This window comes from Streptomyces chengmaiensis, from assembly GCF_029846775.1.
Taxonomy (GTDB): Bacteria; Actinomycetota; Actinomycetes; order Streptomycetales; family Streptomycetaceae; genus Streptomyces; species Streptomyces chengmaiensis.
This window is the reverse complement of the sequence record NZ_JARWBG010000069.1, coordinates 1-14,475: the sequence shown is the minus strand read 5'-3', so window position 1 is coordinate 14,475 and position 14,475 is coordinate 1. Positions and strand designations below refer to the sequence as shown.

Sequence of the window (14,475 nt, the reverse complement as noted above, 5' to 3'; positions counted from 1 at the left end):
CGGCCCCATGCGCTTCCGGCATCCCGACGGCACCACCGTCCACCTCTCCTACTGCACCAACGTCCACCCGGCCGAGACCCTCGACGGCGTCCTCGCCCAGCTCCGCGACCACTGCGAGCCGGTCCGCAGACGCCTGGGCCGGGACCGGCTCGGCATCGGCCTCTGGCTCGCCAAGGACGCCGCCCGCGTGCTCGTCGCCGACCCCGCCGCGCTGCGCGCCCTGCGCAGCGAACTCGACCGGCGCGGCCTGGAGGTCGTCACCCTCAACGGCTTCCCCTACGAGGGATTCGGCGCGCAGCAGGTCAAGTACCGCGTCTACCAGCCCGACTGGTCCAGAAGCGCACGCCTCGCCCACACCGCCGACCTGGCCCGCCTCCTCGCCGCCCTCCTCCCCGCAGACGTCACCGAAGGATCCGTCTCCACCCTTCCGCTCGCCTGGCGCACCTGCTTCGACGACGCGGCCTCCCGGGCGGCGCACCATGCGCTCGCCACCCTCGCCCGCCGCCTCGACGCTCTGGAGGAGCTCACCGGCGCCGCCATCCGCCTCGCCCTCGAACCCGAACCCGGCTGCACGGTCGAGACCACCGCCGACGCCATCGCACCGCTCGCCGCCCTCGCCAGCCCCCGTATCGGCCTCTGCCTCGACACCTGCCATCTCGCCACCTCCTTCGAAGATCCGAACACCGCCCTGGACGCACTCACCGCCGCCGGCGTCACCGTCCCCAAGGCCCAGCTGTCCGCCGCACTCCACGCCGAGCACCCCCGGCTGCCCGGCGTACGCAAGGCCCTGGCCGCCTTCGCCGAACCCCGTTTCCTCCACCAGACCCGCACCCTCACCCGTCCCCTGCGGCCGGGAGAGGCCCCGTCCGCCGACGTGCTGCGCGGCACCGACGACCTCGACGAAGCCCTCGCTCCAGGAGCTCTCCCCGACACAGCCCCCTGGCGCGCCCACTTCCACATCCCGCTGCACGCCCCGCCCGCGCCCCCGCTGGCCTCCACCCTCCCCGTGCTCCACGACACCCTGACCCGGCTGGTCGGCGGGCCCGCCCCGCTCACCCGCCACCTCGAGGTGGAGACCTACACCTGGCAGGCGCTGCCGCCTGCCTCACGCCCCCGCAACCGCGCCCAGCTCGCCGACGGAATCGCCGCCGAACTCCACCTGGCCCGAGAGCTGCTGACCGGCCTCGGCCTCAAGGAACTCCCCTGAGACACCCGTGAAGGAGCTTCCGTGAGCGACACCCCACGCCGCCCCGTTCCCCTCCTCGTCCTGGACGTCGTCGGCCTCACCCCCCGCCTGCTGCGCCATATGCCCCGACTCCAGGCCCTCGCGCACACCGGCTCCCACGCCCCTTTGACCACCGTGCTGCCCGCCGTCACCTGCACCGCCCAGTCGACCTTCCTCACCGGCGCGCTCCCCTCCGAACACGGCATCGTCGGCAACGGCTGGTACTTCCGCGAACTCGGCGACATCCTGCTGTGGCGTCAGCACAACGGACTGGTCGGCGGGGACAAGGTCTGGGACGCCGCCCGCCGCGCCCACCCCGGCTACACCGTCGCCAACGTCTGCTGGTGGTACGCCATGGGCGCCGACACCGACATCACCGTCACCCCCCGGCCCGTCTACTACGCCGACGGGCGCAAGGAGCCCGACTGCTACACCCGGCCCCCCTCCCTCCATGACGAACTCACCTCGGAACTCGGCGTCTTCCCCCTCTTCCAGTTCTGGGGACCCGGCGCCGGGCTCGTCTCCAGCCGGTGGATCGCCGACGCCACCCGCCACATCATGCGCACCCGCGACCCCGATCTGACGCTCTGCTATCTCCCGCACCTCGACTACGACCTCCAGCGCTACGGGCCCGACGACCCCCGCTCCCACCGCGCCGCCGCCGGTCTCGACGCCGTCATCGCCCCCCTCCTCGACCACGCGGCCCAGCAGGGACGCACCGTGGTCGCGCTCTCCGAGTACGGCATCACTCCCGTCAGCCGCCCGGTCGACGTCAACCGCGCCCTGCGCCGCGCAGGCCTGCTGGACGTCCACACCCAGGACGGCATGGAGTACCTCGACCCCGCGGCCTCCCGCGCCTTCGCCGTCGCCGACCACCAGATCGCCCATATCTACGTCCGCCGCGCTGAAGACACGGCGGCCGCCCGCGAGACGCTCGCCGCCCTTCCGGGCGTCGAGGAGCTCCTCGACGACGAGGGCAAGAAGGCCCACGGCCTCGACCATCCGCGCTCCGGAGAGCTCGTCGCCCTGGCGGAGCCCGACGCGTGGTTCACGTACTACTACTGGCTCGACGACGCCAGGGCCCCTGACTTCGCCCGGCTCGTCGACATCCACCGCAAACCCGGCTACGACCCCGCCGAGCTCTTCCTCGACCCCGAAGACCCCTATGTGCGCCTCAGGGCCGCGGCCGCTCTCGCCCGCAAGAGGCTCGGCATGCGCTACCGCATGGCGGTCGTGCCGCTGGACCCGTCACCTATCCGCGGCAGCCACGGCCGCCTCCCCGCGAGCAACGACACCGACAACGGGCCGCTCATCGTGTGCTCCACCCCCCGCGCACTGTCAGGCCGCATCGCGGCCACCGACGTCAAAGCACTGCTGCTTCGACTTGCCGGACTCAACTGATGCCGGACTCCACTGAACCACAGGCCTGTGACAACGAGGAGTTATCCACAGCCATGAGCCGCACCCGCCACAGCCCCGACCCGGAACTCAGCCGCCGGCTCACCCGACGCGGCATGCTCGGCGTCGCCGCCGGAGCGGGCGCCGCCGCCCTCCTCGGCGCGAGCGCCGCCCCGGCCGCAGCCGCCTCGGAGCCCGCGGCCGCCCCGGAGCCCGCCTCCGCGAGCACAAAGGACCGCGGCCGCCCCGTCCTTCCCCCCGGCCGCCTCGGCATCCAGCTCTACTCGCTGCGCGACAAGGTCGCCGAACTGGGCTTCGCCGCGGTCTTCGCAGAACTGGAGCGCCATGGCTACGACGAGGTGGAGTTCGCCGGTTACACGCAGGGGGCAGCAGGCCCCATCACCCTCACCCAGCTCAGACGCCTCGCCCGTCACCACGGTCTGCGCCCCATCGGCAGCCATGTCGGCTACTACGCGTCCGACCCCCGCGCCTACACCTTCGCGCAGAACCTCGACAGGGTGCTCGACGACGCCGAAGCACTGGGCCTGGACCACATCGGAACCGCCTCCGGCCCCTTCCGCTACGGTGCGACCGTCGACGCCGTGAAGCGCGCCGCCGAGGACTTCAACGCCTACGGCGCGGCGGCCAGGGCGCGCGGCATAAAGTTCTACCAGCACAACCATGCGGAGGAGTTCTCCTTCGCCGCCGACCAGCCGCACATCCGCCTCTACGACGTGCTGCTCACCGAGACCGACCCCGGCCTGGTCCACCTGGAGATGGACGTCTACTGGGCCTACGTCGGACAGCACCGCTTCTCCCGGCGCCCCGACGGCACGCCCGCCCCGTTCGAGCCGCTGGACTACGTCCTGCGCAGCCCCGACCGCTATCCGCTCTTCCACGTCAAGGACGGCGAGCGCGACGACTCCGCTCGCGACGGCTATCGCATGGTCGACGTCGGGGACGGGGACATCGACTACAAGCGGTTCATCTCGGCGGTCAACAGAACCCACCGCGGCCGCCGCGACCACCACTGGCAGGCCGAACACGACAACCCGGTCGACTCGTTCACCTTCGCCCACAAGGCCGGCGAGCACCTCCACTCGCTGCGCGAGAACGGTTGCTGAGCCCTTCCCGGCCGGCCGTGGCTCGTGCCGCCGGCCCCCGGCCAGGCGCCGCAGCCCGGCCGGGTCCCGCAGACCGGCGAGGTCCCGCCCCGGCGTGGTCCCGCAGCCCGGCCGGGTCCCGGCCCCCGGCGTGGTCCCGCCCCCGGCCGGGGGCCGGCAGGACCCGGGGGCAGACCGGCGGCCGGCCCGCGGATCCGAGCGCGCATGACGGGCCGCGGCAAGTCCCGCTCGCGCGGAGACCGCGATGAGCGCCGCAGGCCCCGTCAGGCCCCGACGAGGCCCTGACGGGCCGTCGGCCCCCGGCCGCCCGGACGGCCCTCACCCGATGCCCTGGCGGTCGGGCAGCAGCGCGAACTCCCGCTCGGCCGCCCCGGGAGCCGTACGCGCCACCGCCTGCACCAGCAGTGCGCGGTGCCGCAGCAGCGGCTCCCTGCGTGCCTCGGGCGCGAGTCGCAGCAGATCGTCGATCCCCGCCAGCAGCCGCCGTGACACCTGCGGCATCCCCGCCGCGCAGGCACGGATCTCGGTGAGCCCCAGGTCGACCAGATCCGCCCACCCGGGCACGCTCTGCACCAGTCGCACGGCGCCCCGCGCATCGCGGTGGTGCACCGCGCCGAGCGGCTGGTCCGCCAGCGCCGTCAGGAACTGCACGATCCGGTCCAGGCACTGCACGGCCGTCGTCGGGTCGTTCACCCCGGGGGAGAGCGCCCGCAGCGCGATGTCCGACAACTGCCGCAGCCCGAACCCGAGGTCCTGGTGAAAGGTCCGGTCCACGCCGACGGACACGGTGTACGCCATCATCCGCCGCGGCGGCTCGGTCCCGCCGTGCACGGCCAGTACCGGCATGCCGCGGACCAGATGGTCCCCGATCCTGGGAATGAGCCGCAGGACGACGTCCTCCCGGCGCGCCGCCCGCACCAGCCGCGCCACGTTCACATCCCGCAGCACCCCGGCCCGCCCCCGGTAGGGGATCACCGTGCTCTCCGGCGCAAGCGGCTCCCGCTGCAGCGGCCCGCCGGGATGACGCACAAGCGTCCGGAACGACTCCCGGGCAATCCGGTCCACCACCGGCCCCACCTGCATCAGCCGCAGCGTCGCGGTCACATACGCGATGAACAGCAGCAGACTCAGGCCCACCAGCAGCAGCGTCACCAGGGACTGCACGACCGGCACCGCGGTGACCCGCTCCAGCTCGATCTCGCTCTCATACGAGGTCAGCACCAGCAGCGAGAACGCGAAGGTGGCGAGGAACACCGTCAGCGTCAGCTTGGTGATCCGGCTCCGTACGAAGATCCGCACGATCCGCGGGGTGAACTGCCCGCTCGCCATCTGCACCGCCACCAGCGAGATGCTGAACACCACGCCGATGAAGGTCATCATCGCCGAGCTGACGGTCGTCACGATGGTCCTGGCGTCGTCGGCGAAAGCGATCAGATCGGCGATGGCCTCGAATTCCCCCTCTTCCCGAAGGAGCTCGATGAGCCTCTCGTCGACCGCCGCCGCCGCCCACCACAGCATCACGATCGCGACCAGCCCGGCGGTCGGGGCGAACCAGAAGGTGTCCCGCAGATGCTCACGCAGCGGAGAAAGGGCGCGGGGCCGCCTAAAGCGCTGAGAGGGATGCGAACGTCGCGAACGAGAAGCCACGATCCGACGCTATCTCCACGAAGAGCGACCGCATCGGCACACACGGCGCCCATCGCCGCCCGGTCGTCGGTTTCCTCCCGTCGCACCCCGCTGACCACGGAATATGCGGGTGAAGGGCACCTTGAAGCCCTGGTATTGTTGTCCATGTCGCCGCGGGAGACCGCGGGTGGCCACCAAGTCCGGGTGGCGGAATGGCAGACGCGCTAGCTTGAGGTGCTAGTGCCCTTTATCGGGCGTGGGGGTTCAAGTCCCCCCTCGGACACCAGCAAAGACCCCAGTCCATCTGGGGTTTTTCTGTATGTACCAGGCACCGGGGATCGATTCCGACAAGGGACGGACACATGGAGTTCCGGTTGCTCGGCACGGTCGAGGCGCATCACGCGGGGCGGGAAGTCGACATCGGCCATCGCCGGCAGCGAGCCGTCCTGGCCATCCTCCTCACCGAGGCCAACCGGGTGATCACCGCGGACCGGCTGCGCGACCGGCTCTGGCCGTACGACCCGCCGTCCGGCGCCCCGCGGACCCTGCACAGCTATCTCTCCCGGCTGCGCACCGCGCTCTCCGCCGCAAGGGACGTCAACATCGAGCGCCGCGCAGGCGGCTACATGCTGAGCGTCGACCCCCGCGCCGTGGATCTGCACCGGTTCCGGGAGCTGACGGCACACGCCCGCAGCGCCGAGGGCTCCCGCGTCGAGCTGTTCGACGAGGCGCTCGCACTGTGGCGGGGGCAGGCCTTCGACGGGCTCGATCTGCCCTGGCTGCTGGACACCCGCGCCGCGCTCGCAGCCGAGCGCCGCGCGGCCTGGCTGGACCGCAACGACGCCCTCCTCGACGCCGGCGACCACACCGCCGTACTGGCAGAGCTCGCCGGAGAGAACGGCGTCGACGCGCTCGACGAACGCATCGCCGCCCAGTCCATGCTGGCGCTCTACCGCGGCGGACGGCAGGCGGAGGCGCTCGACGCCTACGAGCGGCTGCGCCGCGCCCTCGCCGAGCGTCTCGGCAGCGATCCGGGGCCCCGGCTGCGGGAGCTGCACCGGCAGATCCTCACCGCCGACCCCGCGCTGCTGACACGACAGCAGCCCGCGGCGGCGCTGTCCCAGCCGCCGGTACCTCGCCAGCTGCCGCCCCGCCCCAGCGGCTTCACCGGCAGGGCCGAGGCGCTGACCCGGCTCTCGGAGGCAGTGCCCGTCACGGTCATCAGCGGTCCCGGAGGCGTCGGCAAGACCTGGCTCGCCCTGCGCTGGGCGCACGGTGTGCGAGCGGCCTTCCCCGACGGCCAGCTCTATGTGAACCTGCGCGGCTTCGACGCGTGCGACACGCCCACACCGCCCGCGGAGGCCCTCCGCCGGCTGCTGGAGTCGCTCGGAGTGCCGGGGGACGCCATCCCGCCGGATCTCGACGGCCGGACCGCGCGGTTCCGCAGCCTTGTGGCGAACCGGCGCATGCTGGTGCTGCTCGACAACGCCCGCGACAGCGCACAGGTCCGTCCGCTGCTCCCCGGCGGCGACGGCTGCACCACGCTGATCACCAGCCGACACCGGCTCACCGCCCTGGTCACCGAGTCCGGCGCGGCGCACCTCACGCTCTCCGCGATGAACGCCGAGGAGTCCCACGCCACCCTCGCCGGAGCGCTCGGTCCGGCGCGGCTCGACGCCGACCCCGGCGCACGGGCCGCCCTCGTCGCCCACTGCGGCGGCCTGCCCCTGGCGCTGAGCATCCTGGCGGCCCGCGCCGCCGCCGAGCCGGAGCTGCCGCTCGCCGCGCTGGCCGCGGAGCTGAGCGACGACCGCACCCGGCTCGACGCGCTCGACACCGGGGAGCTGCACACCGACCTCCGTGCCGTGCTGACGGCCTCCGTCAAGGCCCTCACCCCGCAGGCCGCGCGGGCCTTCGCCCTGATGGGGCTGGTACCCGGCGCAGGCTGGGCGCTGCACCCGGCAGCGAGCCTGACCGCACTTCCGCCCGCGGCGTGCCGCCGCGCCCTGCGCGAGCTGCTCAACGCCCATCTGCTGGAGCAGTACGCCCCCGGGCGCTACCGGTTCCACGATCTGACGGGCCTGTACGCGGCGGAGCTCGCCCCGGACCCCGCCTCCCCGGAAGGGGCCGGGGCCCTGCGGCGGTTCGTTGACCACTACGCCTTCAGCGTCTACCGCGACTCCGCCTATCTGCGCATGGCCGTCCACTTCGACGGGGACGCCGGCCCCGCCCCGGACGTCGTGGTCGAGACCCACACCGAGGACGACACGCTCGTCGAGTGGTTCACCGCCGAGTACGAGCCTCTCCGGACGGCGCAGGCCATCGCCCACGACCGCGGCTGGGAGCAGCCACTGTGGATGCTGGCCCTGCCCACCGCGTACCACCAGCTGATGCGCGGCCACACCGAGGAGAGCCTCGCGTCCAGCCGCAGGGCGCTGCTCGCCGCCGGACGGCTCGGTCTGCGGTCCGCGGTCAGCCAGGCGCACCAGATGCTCGGGCTTGCCCTGTTCTCGGCCACCGGCGACGACGATGCGGCCCTGCAGGCGCTGCACGACGGCGTCGCCGCGGCCGAGACCGCCGCCGACCCGCTGGTCCGGGTGCAGGCGCGGTGGGCGCTCTGCTCGGTGACGTCGTCGTTGGAGCAGCACGAGACGGCGCTGTCCCACGCCCGCTCGGCCCTCGCCATCGCCGAGGAGAGCGGCGTCGACCTCATCATCGGCATGGGCCTCAACACCGTCGGCTGGTGCCTGGCCCAGCTCGATGAGTACGACGACGCCTACGCCCATTGCGAGCAGGCGCTGCACCGCCTCCCCGACGGCACGACACGACTGCTGACCTGCCATGTGCGCGAAAGCCTGGGCTATATCTCCTCCCGCAGCGGCCGTCTGCACGAGGCCCTGCACCACTACGACGCGGCGGTCGCCATGTTCGCGGCCGGCCGGGTCGATGTACACCTGGCCGAAGCGCTGCTGTCCCGGGGCGAGATCCACCATGCCCTCGGCGATCTCGACCAGGCCCGCCGCGACTGGCAACAGGCACGTGACCAGCACCGTTCCCGCGGCGACACCCGCCGGGAAGAGCGGGCGACGGCACTGCTGGCCACCATGGCCGCCCCCGACCGCCTGGCCTGATTCAAGCTTTCCTCAACATCGCTTCAAACCCGGTGTGTGAAGATCGCTTCAGCGGCCGAGCCGCCGCCGCACAGGGTGCGCGGTCGGCCTCCCGTGTCGTCCAGGAGAGCCGCGGGGGTGCTCTCCTGGACGGCGCCCGGGCGGCTGCCGTCGTCCGGGCGGATCAGCCGCTGGACTGTCATGGGCCGATCGCAGCGGGGCGGCGTCGCCCCGCCCGCCGGTGGGCGCCGGCGCACGTGCCGGTTTGTGCGGCCGCCCGCCCGGAGAAGCCGGTCAGCAGCGGCCAGCCGCCCGTAGCCCGCCCGGAGAAGCCGGTCGGCAGCGGCCAGCCGCCCGCAGCCCGCCCGGAGAAGCCGGTCAGCAGCGACCCGCCGCCAGCCGCCCGTCGATCGTCAGGATCAGCGCGCTGTCGAGCGTGGCCGGCGTCGCCGTGCGTGACCGATGGTCCGGCTGGTCGGGGACGGGGCCGCTCCGCCGTGTAGTACGGCGGTCCGGCGTCGCCCGGGCGGTGCGGGTCGCCAGTACGGGAGCTGGTCACGCGGCCGGGGGCGGCGGCCGCGGCCAGGTCGGGCCGGTGCGTCTGACGAGCCGGCCCAGCAGGCTCGTCACTGCTGGTTCCGTCCAGCGCGCGGTGACCGGCCCGAGGAGGACCAGGATCAGCACATAGGCGGCGGCCAGCGGCCGGATCCGCGGCTCCGCGCCGACCGTCAGGCCGGCGATGACGATCGAGAACTCGCCGCGCGCCACCAGCGCCCCGCCCGCCCGCAGCCGGCCACGTGGACCGATGAGGGCTCGCCCGGCCGCGTACCAACCAGTGAGGATCTTGGTGAAGGCGGTGACCAGCGCGAGCAGCAGCGCGGGCACCAGCACCGGCGGGATGGCGCCGGGATCGGTCGACAGCCCGAAGAACACGAAGAACACCGCGGCGAAGAGATCCCGCAGCGGGCTGAGCAGTCTTCGCGCGCCCTCCGCCACCTCACCGGAGAGCGCGATGCCCACCAGGAACGCGCCCACGGCGGCCGACACCTGCAGCCGCTGAGCCAGCCCCGCCACCAGCAGCGTCAGACCGAGCACCACGAGCAGCAGCATCTCGGGGTCGTCGGAGGAGACCGCACGGCTGATCATCCTGCCGTGGCGGAGCGCCAGATAGACCACGATCCCGACCGTGCCCAGCGAGACGACGAGGGCGACCGTGCCGCCCGCGAGTCCGATGCCGGCCAACAGTGTGGTGAGCAGGGGCAGATAGACGGCCATCGAGAGGTCCTCGATCACCAGGATGCCGAGGACGGCGGGCGTCTCCCGGTTGCCGAGCCGGCCCAGGTCGGTCAGCACCTTGGCGATCACACCGGAGGAGGAGATCCAGGTGACCCCGCCCAGGGCGAACGCGGCGAGCGGACCCCAGCCCATCAGCAGCGCCGCGACCGCGCCCGGCAGGGCGTTGAGTGCGAAGTCGACGGCCCCGGACGGGTACTGCGTGCGCAGGCTGCCGACCAGCTCGGTGGCGCTGTACTCCAGGCCCAGCATGAGCAGCAGCAGAATGATGCCGATCTCCGCCCCCACGGCGACGAAGTCCTCGCTCTCGCTCAGCGGCATCAGCCCGCCGTGGCCGAAGGCGAGCCCGGCGAGCAGATAGAGCGGGATGGGGGACAGTCCGAACCGCCCGGCGAACCGGCCCACCAGTCCGAGGGTGAGGACGATGATGCCCAGTTCGATCAGCAGGCTGGCCGTGTCATGCAAGGGTCAGCCTCCCGTGATGATCTCCGCGAGTGCGTCCACGCCCTCCCTGGTGCCCACCGCGACCAGCGTGTCGCCCGCGGCGAAGCGGAACGTGGGCCCGGGGGAGGGAAAGGCTCCGGTCCGGCGCAGCACGGCGACGATCGACGCCCCGGTGCGCGTGCGCGCCCGGGTGTCCCCGAGCAGCCGCCCCGCGTAGGGCGACCGGGAGCCGACCGGGATGTGCTCGGTCACCAGGTCGATGCCGTCGGTGCGGACGGCCTCGATGGGGCCGGGGTCGAGAAGGTGGGACATCGCCGCGGCCTCCTCTGTGGAGAGGGGCACCGACAGCACACAGGAGTCGGGGTCGTCGGCGTCGAAGAACCCGAGGAAGCGACGGCCGTCGCTGTGGACAACGACCGACAGACGCCGTCCGTGCTCGGTGGTGAAGTCGTACTGGACGCCGACTCCGGGCAGTGAGACACGACGCGTGGTCATGATCGCCTCCCAAGGAGGGGGCCGGTCGCCATGGCGGAACGACGGACCCTGGAGAGTGCGATCAAGTCTACGGAGACGCCGCGCGGCCGGCCTGCGGAGCGGGCCCGTCGGGTCCGCTGCCCGCCGGGCCTGTCGCGTTCGTCGGGTCCGTCGGGTCCGCCGGGCCTGTCGCGTTCCTCGGGTCCGCCGGGCCCGTCGCGTCCGCACGGCCGGTGTGTCGGGCCCGGGGCGTCCGGGCGGTGCGTCGGGTGCGCCCCCGAGGCCCGCCGGACCGTGTGCGACGCCGTCGGCCGACGGCGGCGACCGCAGACCTTGTCGGGCCGGAGCGCTGCTGCGATGATCACTTCATCGGCGTACCGCCCTGCGCCCGCCGGCGCAGGCCGTCTGCCCATCGTCAGCGAGCCGCGAGCAGCCAGGAGACAGGTATGACGGGGTCTGAGCCTTCCTTCGGCCGAATCGACACGAGCAGGCCGCATCCGGCCCGGGTCTACGACTGGTTCCTCGGCGGCAAGGACAACTATCCGGTCGACGAGGCGCTCGGCCGGCAGATCATGGGCATCGACAACCGTGCCAAGGACGTCGCACAGGCCAATCGGCGGTTTATGCACCGGGTCGTCCGCTGGCTGGCGGCCGAGGCCGGGGTGCGCCAGTTCCTCGACATCGGCACCGGCATCCCCACCGAACCCAACCTGCACCAGATAGCGCAGGGCATCGAGCCCAAGTCCCGGATCGTCTACGCCGACAACGACCCGATCGTGCTCACCCACGCGGAGGCGCTGCTGCGCAGTGCCCCTCAGGGCGTGACCGACTACGTCCAGGCGGATGTGCGCGATCCCGACCGCATCCTCGAACAGGCCGCCAAGGTGCTCGACTTCACCCGGCCGATCGCCCTGTCGCTGGTGGCGCTGCTGCACTTCGTCGGCGACGAGGACGACCCGCACGACCTGGTCCGCCGCCTCGTCGACGCACTGCCCCCCGGAAGTCACCTCGTCGTCTCCCAGCTCACCGCGGACTTCGACCCGCTCGCCGTCCAGCGCGGGGTCGAGATGTACGCGGCGGGCGGTGTGACCCTCGCCCCGCGTGCATACGCGGAGATCGCCCGGCTGTTCGACGGTCTGGAGCTGGTCGAGCCGGGGCTCGTACAGCTCGGCGAGTGGCGGCCCGAGATGGGCGCCGGGGAGGGCGGGGACGCGGACGAGGCGGTGTCGCTCTACGGCGGCGTCGGCCGGAAGGGACAGTCGCAGGGGCTCTGACCGCACCCCAAAATCCGCTTATGATGCGCGGGTGTTCGATTCTCGGCACATCAAGACGTTCCATCAGGTCGTCCTGTCCGGTTCGTACTCCGCCGCCGCCCGGGTGCTCGGCTATACGCAGCCGGCGATCACCCAGCAGATGAAGGCGCTGGAACGGGACGTCGGCACGCCGTTGTTCGTCCGGGTCGGCCGCGGACTGCGGCTCACCGAGGCGGGGGAGGCGCTGGCGCGGCACGCGGCCGTCATCCTCTCCGACCTGTCGGCTGCCGAGCAGCAGATGGGCGCGCTGACCCGGCTGCGCGCCGGCCGGGTGCGGGTCTGCGGCTTTCCGAGCGCCAACGTCTCGCTCATCCCGGAGGCGCTCGCCCGGCTGGCCGCCGGCCATCCGGGGATACGGGTCGAACTGCTGGAGAGCGAGCCTCCCGAGTCGCTGCACCGCGTGGTGAGCGGCGAGTGCGACATCACACTGGCCTTCACCTATCCGGGACTCCATGAGCAGGTGCCGGACGCACTGGTGGAGATCCCCCTGCTGGAGGACCAGCTGACGGTGCTGCTGCCGACCAGGCACCCGCTGGCCAGGCGGCGCGCGGTCAAGCTGGCGGACCTGGCGGGGGAGCGCTGGATCGCGGGCTGCCTGCGCTGCCGCGCCAACCTGCTGCACGAGTGCGCCGAACAGGGCTTCGCCCCGGACGTCGCCTTCAGCACCGATGACAACCTCGTCGTGCAGTCCATGGTCGCGGAGGGGCTCGGGGTGGCGATGACGCCCGCGCTGATCCTCGGCTTCCTGTGCCACCGGAAGGTGACCGGCCGGCCGCTGCAGCCCCAGTCCAGACGGCAGATCTCCGCGTACGTCCTGCGGGAGCACCTGCGCGTGCCCGCGACGGCCCTGGTCCTCGACGAGCTGAAGGCGGTCTCCGCCAACAAGGTCGGCTGCTGACACGCCGGGCCGGCCCATAAGCCCGTGTTGGGGAGCGGCCAAGAGACTCTCGTTGGACGTGCTGGGACGGGCGGTCCCACGCTGCCTCCATGACGGCACCCATGGCCTCCACCCCCCACTCCGTCGCCACCGAACGCCTCACGTCCCTCGTCGCCGAGATCCGAGAGGTCGTCGGGCGAGGGATGCCGCCGGACCTGACCGCCCGTCTGGTCGCGGAACGCCTCGCCCCCCACCTGGCCGCCGCGGATCTGCTCACACCGGGACAGCGCGCCGGCGACCCCCGCCACTACCGTCAGCATCTGCTGCACGCCGAGCACGACGGCGGCTTCTCGATCGTCGCGCTCGTCTGGCTGCCCGGCCAGCGCACCCCCGTCCACGACCATGTGGCGTGGTGCACGACGGGGGTGCACGAAGGCATCGAACACGAGCGCCGCTACCGGCTCGTCCCGGCGGCCTCCGACGGCGGCGGGCAGGCCCGGCTCGCCCGTGTGTCCGACGCCGCCGGGGAAGCCGGCACGGTCGCCGCCCTCGCCCCGCCCGGTGACATCCACCGCGTCTGGAACCCCGGCCCCGGCAAGGCGATATCCCTCCATGTCTACGGCGCGGACATCTCCCGTCTCGGGACCAGCGTCCGCCGCGTCTACCGGCTCCCCGCCGACCTGTGACGGCGTTCCCGCGCCAGCGCACGGCCACGCCCCCCGCGCACCCGCTGCGCCCCCGTCTCGTCCCCGGACTCGCGTTCGCCGCGCTGGGCGTTCTCCTCGCCTGGTGCGTCCGTCTGCTGCTGCCGGACGTGCCCCTGCTCACCGCCTCGGTGGCCCTCGGCATCGCGGCCGCCCAGCTGCCCGGCGTCCGCACGGCGGTGCGCACCACGGCCCGCCCCGGTCTGTCGTTCGCGGCGAAGCGCCTGATGCGCGTCGGCATCGTGCTGCTCGGGCTGCGGCTCGGCCTCGATGCCGTCCTGGGGCTCGGCTGGGCCGCCGTCGGCGTGGTGCTCGGCGTCGTCGCCGCCACCTTCCTCGGGACCTGGCTGCTCGGCCGGCGGCTCGGGCTGCCGGGCGACCAGCCGCTGCTGATCGCCGCCGGATACGCGATCTGCGGCGCGTCGGCGATCGGCGCGGTCGGCGAGGCGCGGCGGAGCGACGAGCGGGACACGGCCGCGTCGGTCGCCCTCGTGACGCTGTGCGGGACCCTCGCCATCGTCGTACTGCCCCTGCTGCAGCAGCCGTTGCAGCTCAGCGACGCGGAGTTCGGCCGCTGGGCCGGGGCGAGCGTCCACGACGTCGGACAGGTGGTCGCGGCCGCGCAGACCGCGGGCCCCGGCGCGCTCGACGAGGCGGTGCTCGTCAAGCTGACGCGGGTGGCGCTGCTCGCGCCGCTGGTCGCCGCCGTCGCCCTGTCCGTGCGGGGCCGGCTGCGGCATGCCCGTACGGCCGCGGCGGGCGGCCGGGCCCGGCCGACACATGCCCGGATTCCGGGTCCGGGGATCGCGCTCCCGGCCCGCCGTCCGGGCCGACGGCGCCCGGCCGGCGGGTCCGGCCGTGCCGCTCCCGGGGTCGACGGCGGGGCC

At 73.1% G+C, this 14,475-nt stretch carries 12 protein-coding genes and 1 tRNA gene; 9 read left to right on the top strand and 4 right to left on the bottom strand.

The window, feature by feature from the left end; translation table 11 throughout:
• The first annotated feature begins 7 nt into the window (after positions 1 to 7).
• The 3 genes from eboE to QCN29_RS32980 are packed head-to-tail and all read left to right on the top strand — an operon-like array spanning position 8 to position 3,747.
• Positions 8 to 1,207 carry a metabolite traffic protein EboE gene (gene eboE, locus QCN29_RS32990; RefSeq protein ID WP_279932769.1) on the top strand — a complete coding sequence of 400 codons (1,200 nt, stop codon included), beginning with the start codon at positions 8 to 10 and terminating at the stop codon, positions 1,205 to 1,207.
• Positions 1,208 to 1,228: 21 nt separating this feature from the next.
• Positions 1,229 to 2,626, top strand: coding sequence for a nucleotide pyrophosphatase/phosphodiesterase family protein (locus tag QCN29_RS32985; protein WP_279932768.1), 1,398 nt, complete (start codon positions 1,229 to 1,231; stop codon positions 2,624 to 2,626).
• A 53-nt stretch (positions 2,627 to 2,679) separates the two neighbouring features.
• Entirely contained in the window at positions 2,680 to 3,747 is a 1,068-nt protein-coding gene (locus tag QCN29_RS32980; protein WP_279932766.1) for a sugar phosphate isomerase/epimerase family protein, read from the top strand.
• Between the two features lie 318 nt (positions 3,748 to 4,065).
• On the opposite strand, the gene QCN29_RS32975 is transcribed toward QCN29_RS32980, so the two are convergent.
• On the bottom strand, positions 4,066 to 5,394 hold the full coding sequence (locus QCN29_RS32975; RefSeq protein WP_279932765.1) for a DUF2254 domain-containing protein: 1,329 nt from the start codon (positions 5,392 to 5,394) through the stop codon (positions 4,066 to 4,068).
• Positions 5,395 to 5,571: 177 nt separating this feature from the next.
• Between QCN29_RS32975 and QCN29_RS32970 the strand changes: the two genes are divergently transcribed.
• Together QCN29_RS32970 and QCN29_RS32965 are read left to right on the top strand one after the other, a co-directional pair.
• Positions 5,572 to 5,659, top strand: a tRNA-Leu gene (locus tag QCN29_RS32970).
• Positions 5,660 to 5,735: 76 nt separating this feature from the next.
• Positions 5,736 to 8,504, top strand: coding sequence for an AfsR/SARP family transcriptional regulator (locus QCN29_RS32965; protein ID WP_279932764.1), 2,769 nt, complete (start codon positions 5,736 to 5,738; stop codon positions 8,502 to 8,504).
• Between the two features lie 23 nt (positions 8,505 to 8,527).
• Here QCN29_RS32965 and QCN29_RS32960 read toward each other — a convergent pair whose 3' ends face one another.
• The 3 genes from QCN29_RS32960 to QCN29_RS32950 all read right to left on the bottom strand — a co-directional run bounded on the left by QCN29_RS32960 (position 8,528) and on the right by QCN29_RS32950 (position 10,715).
• The gene (locus QCN29_RS32960) at positions 8,528 to 8,686 is read right to left on the bottom strand and encodes a hypothetical protein (protein WP_279932763.1); all 159 of its coding nucleotides are present in this window, start codon (positions 8,684 to 8,686) and stop codon (positions 8,528 to 8,530) included.
• A gap of 352 nt (positions 8,687 to 9,038) precedes the next feature.
• Positions 9,039 to 10,241, bottom strand: coding sequence for a cation:proton antiporter (locus QCN29_RS32955; RefSeq protein ID WP_279932761.1), 1,203 nt, complete (start codon positions 10,239 to 10,241; stop codon positions 9,039 to 9,041).
• A 3-nt stretch (positions 10,242 to 10,244) separates the two neighbouring features.
• A complete protein-coding gene (locus QCN29_RS32950; RefSeq protein WP_240135200.1) occupies positions 10,245 to 10,715 on the bottom strand; it encodes a cation:proton antiporter regulatory subunit in 471 nt (156 codons plus the stop codon).
• Positions 10,716 to 11,140: 425 nt separating this feature from the next.
• Here QCN29_RS32950 and QCN29_RS32945 point away from each other — a divergent pair, with 425 nt between their 5' ends.
• From QCN29_RS32945 to QCN29_RS32930, 4 genes are all read left to right on the top strand, one after another.
• Positions 11,141 to 11,968: an SAM-dependent methyltransferase gene (locus QCN29_RS32945; protein ID WP_279932758.1), complete on the top strand. Its 828-nt coding sequence runs from the start codon at positions 11,141 to 11,143 to the stop codon at positions 11,966 to 11,968.
• 31 nt (positions 11,969 to 11,999) lie between these two features.
• Positions 12,000 to 12,905 (top strand): LysR family transcriptional regulator, encoded by a 906-nt coding sequence (locus QCN29_RS32940; RefSeq protein ID WP_279932757.1) that lies wholly within the window; start codon positions 12,000 to 12,002, stop codon positions 12,903 to 12,905.
• Between the two features lie 89 nt (positions 12,906 to 12,994).
• Entirely contained in the window at positions 12,995 to 13,570 is a 576-nt protein-coding gene (locus QCN29_RS32935) for a cysteine dioxygenase family protein (RefSeq protein ID WP_279932755.1), read from the top strand.
• On the top strand, positions 13,567 to 14,475 hold a 909-nt coding region (locus QCN29_RS32930), incomplete at its 3' end, for a YeiH family protein (protein ID WP_398860457.1). The genes QCN29_RS32935 and QCN29_RS32930, both read left to right, overlap by 4 nt.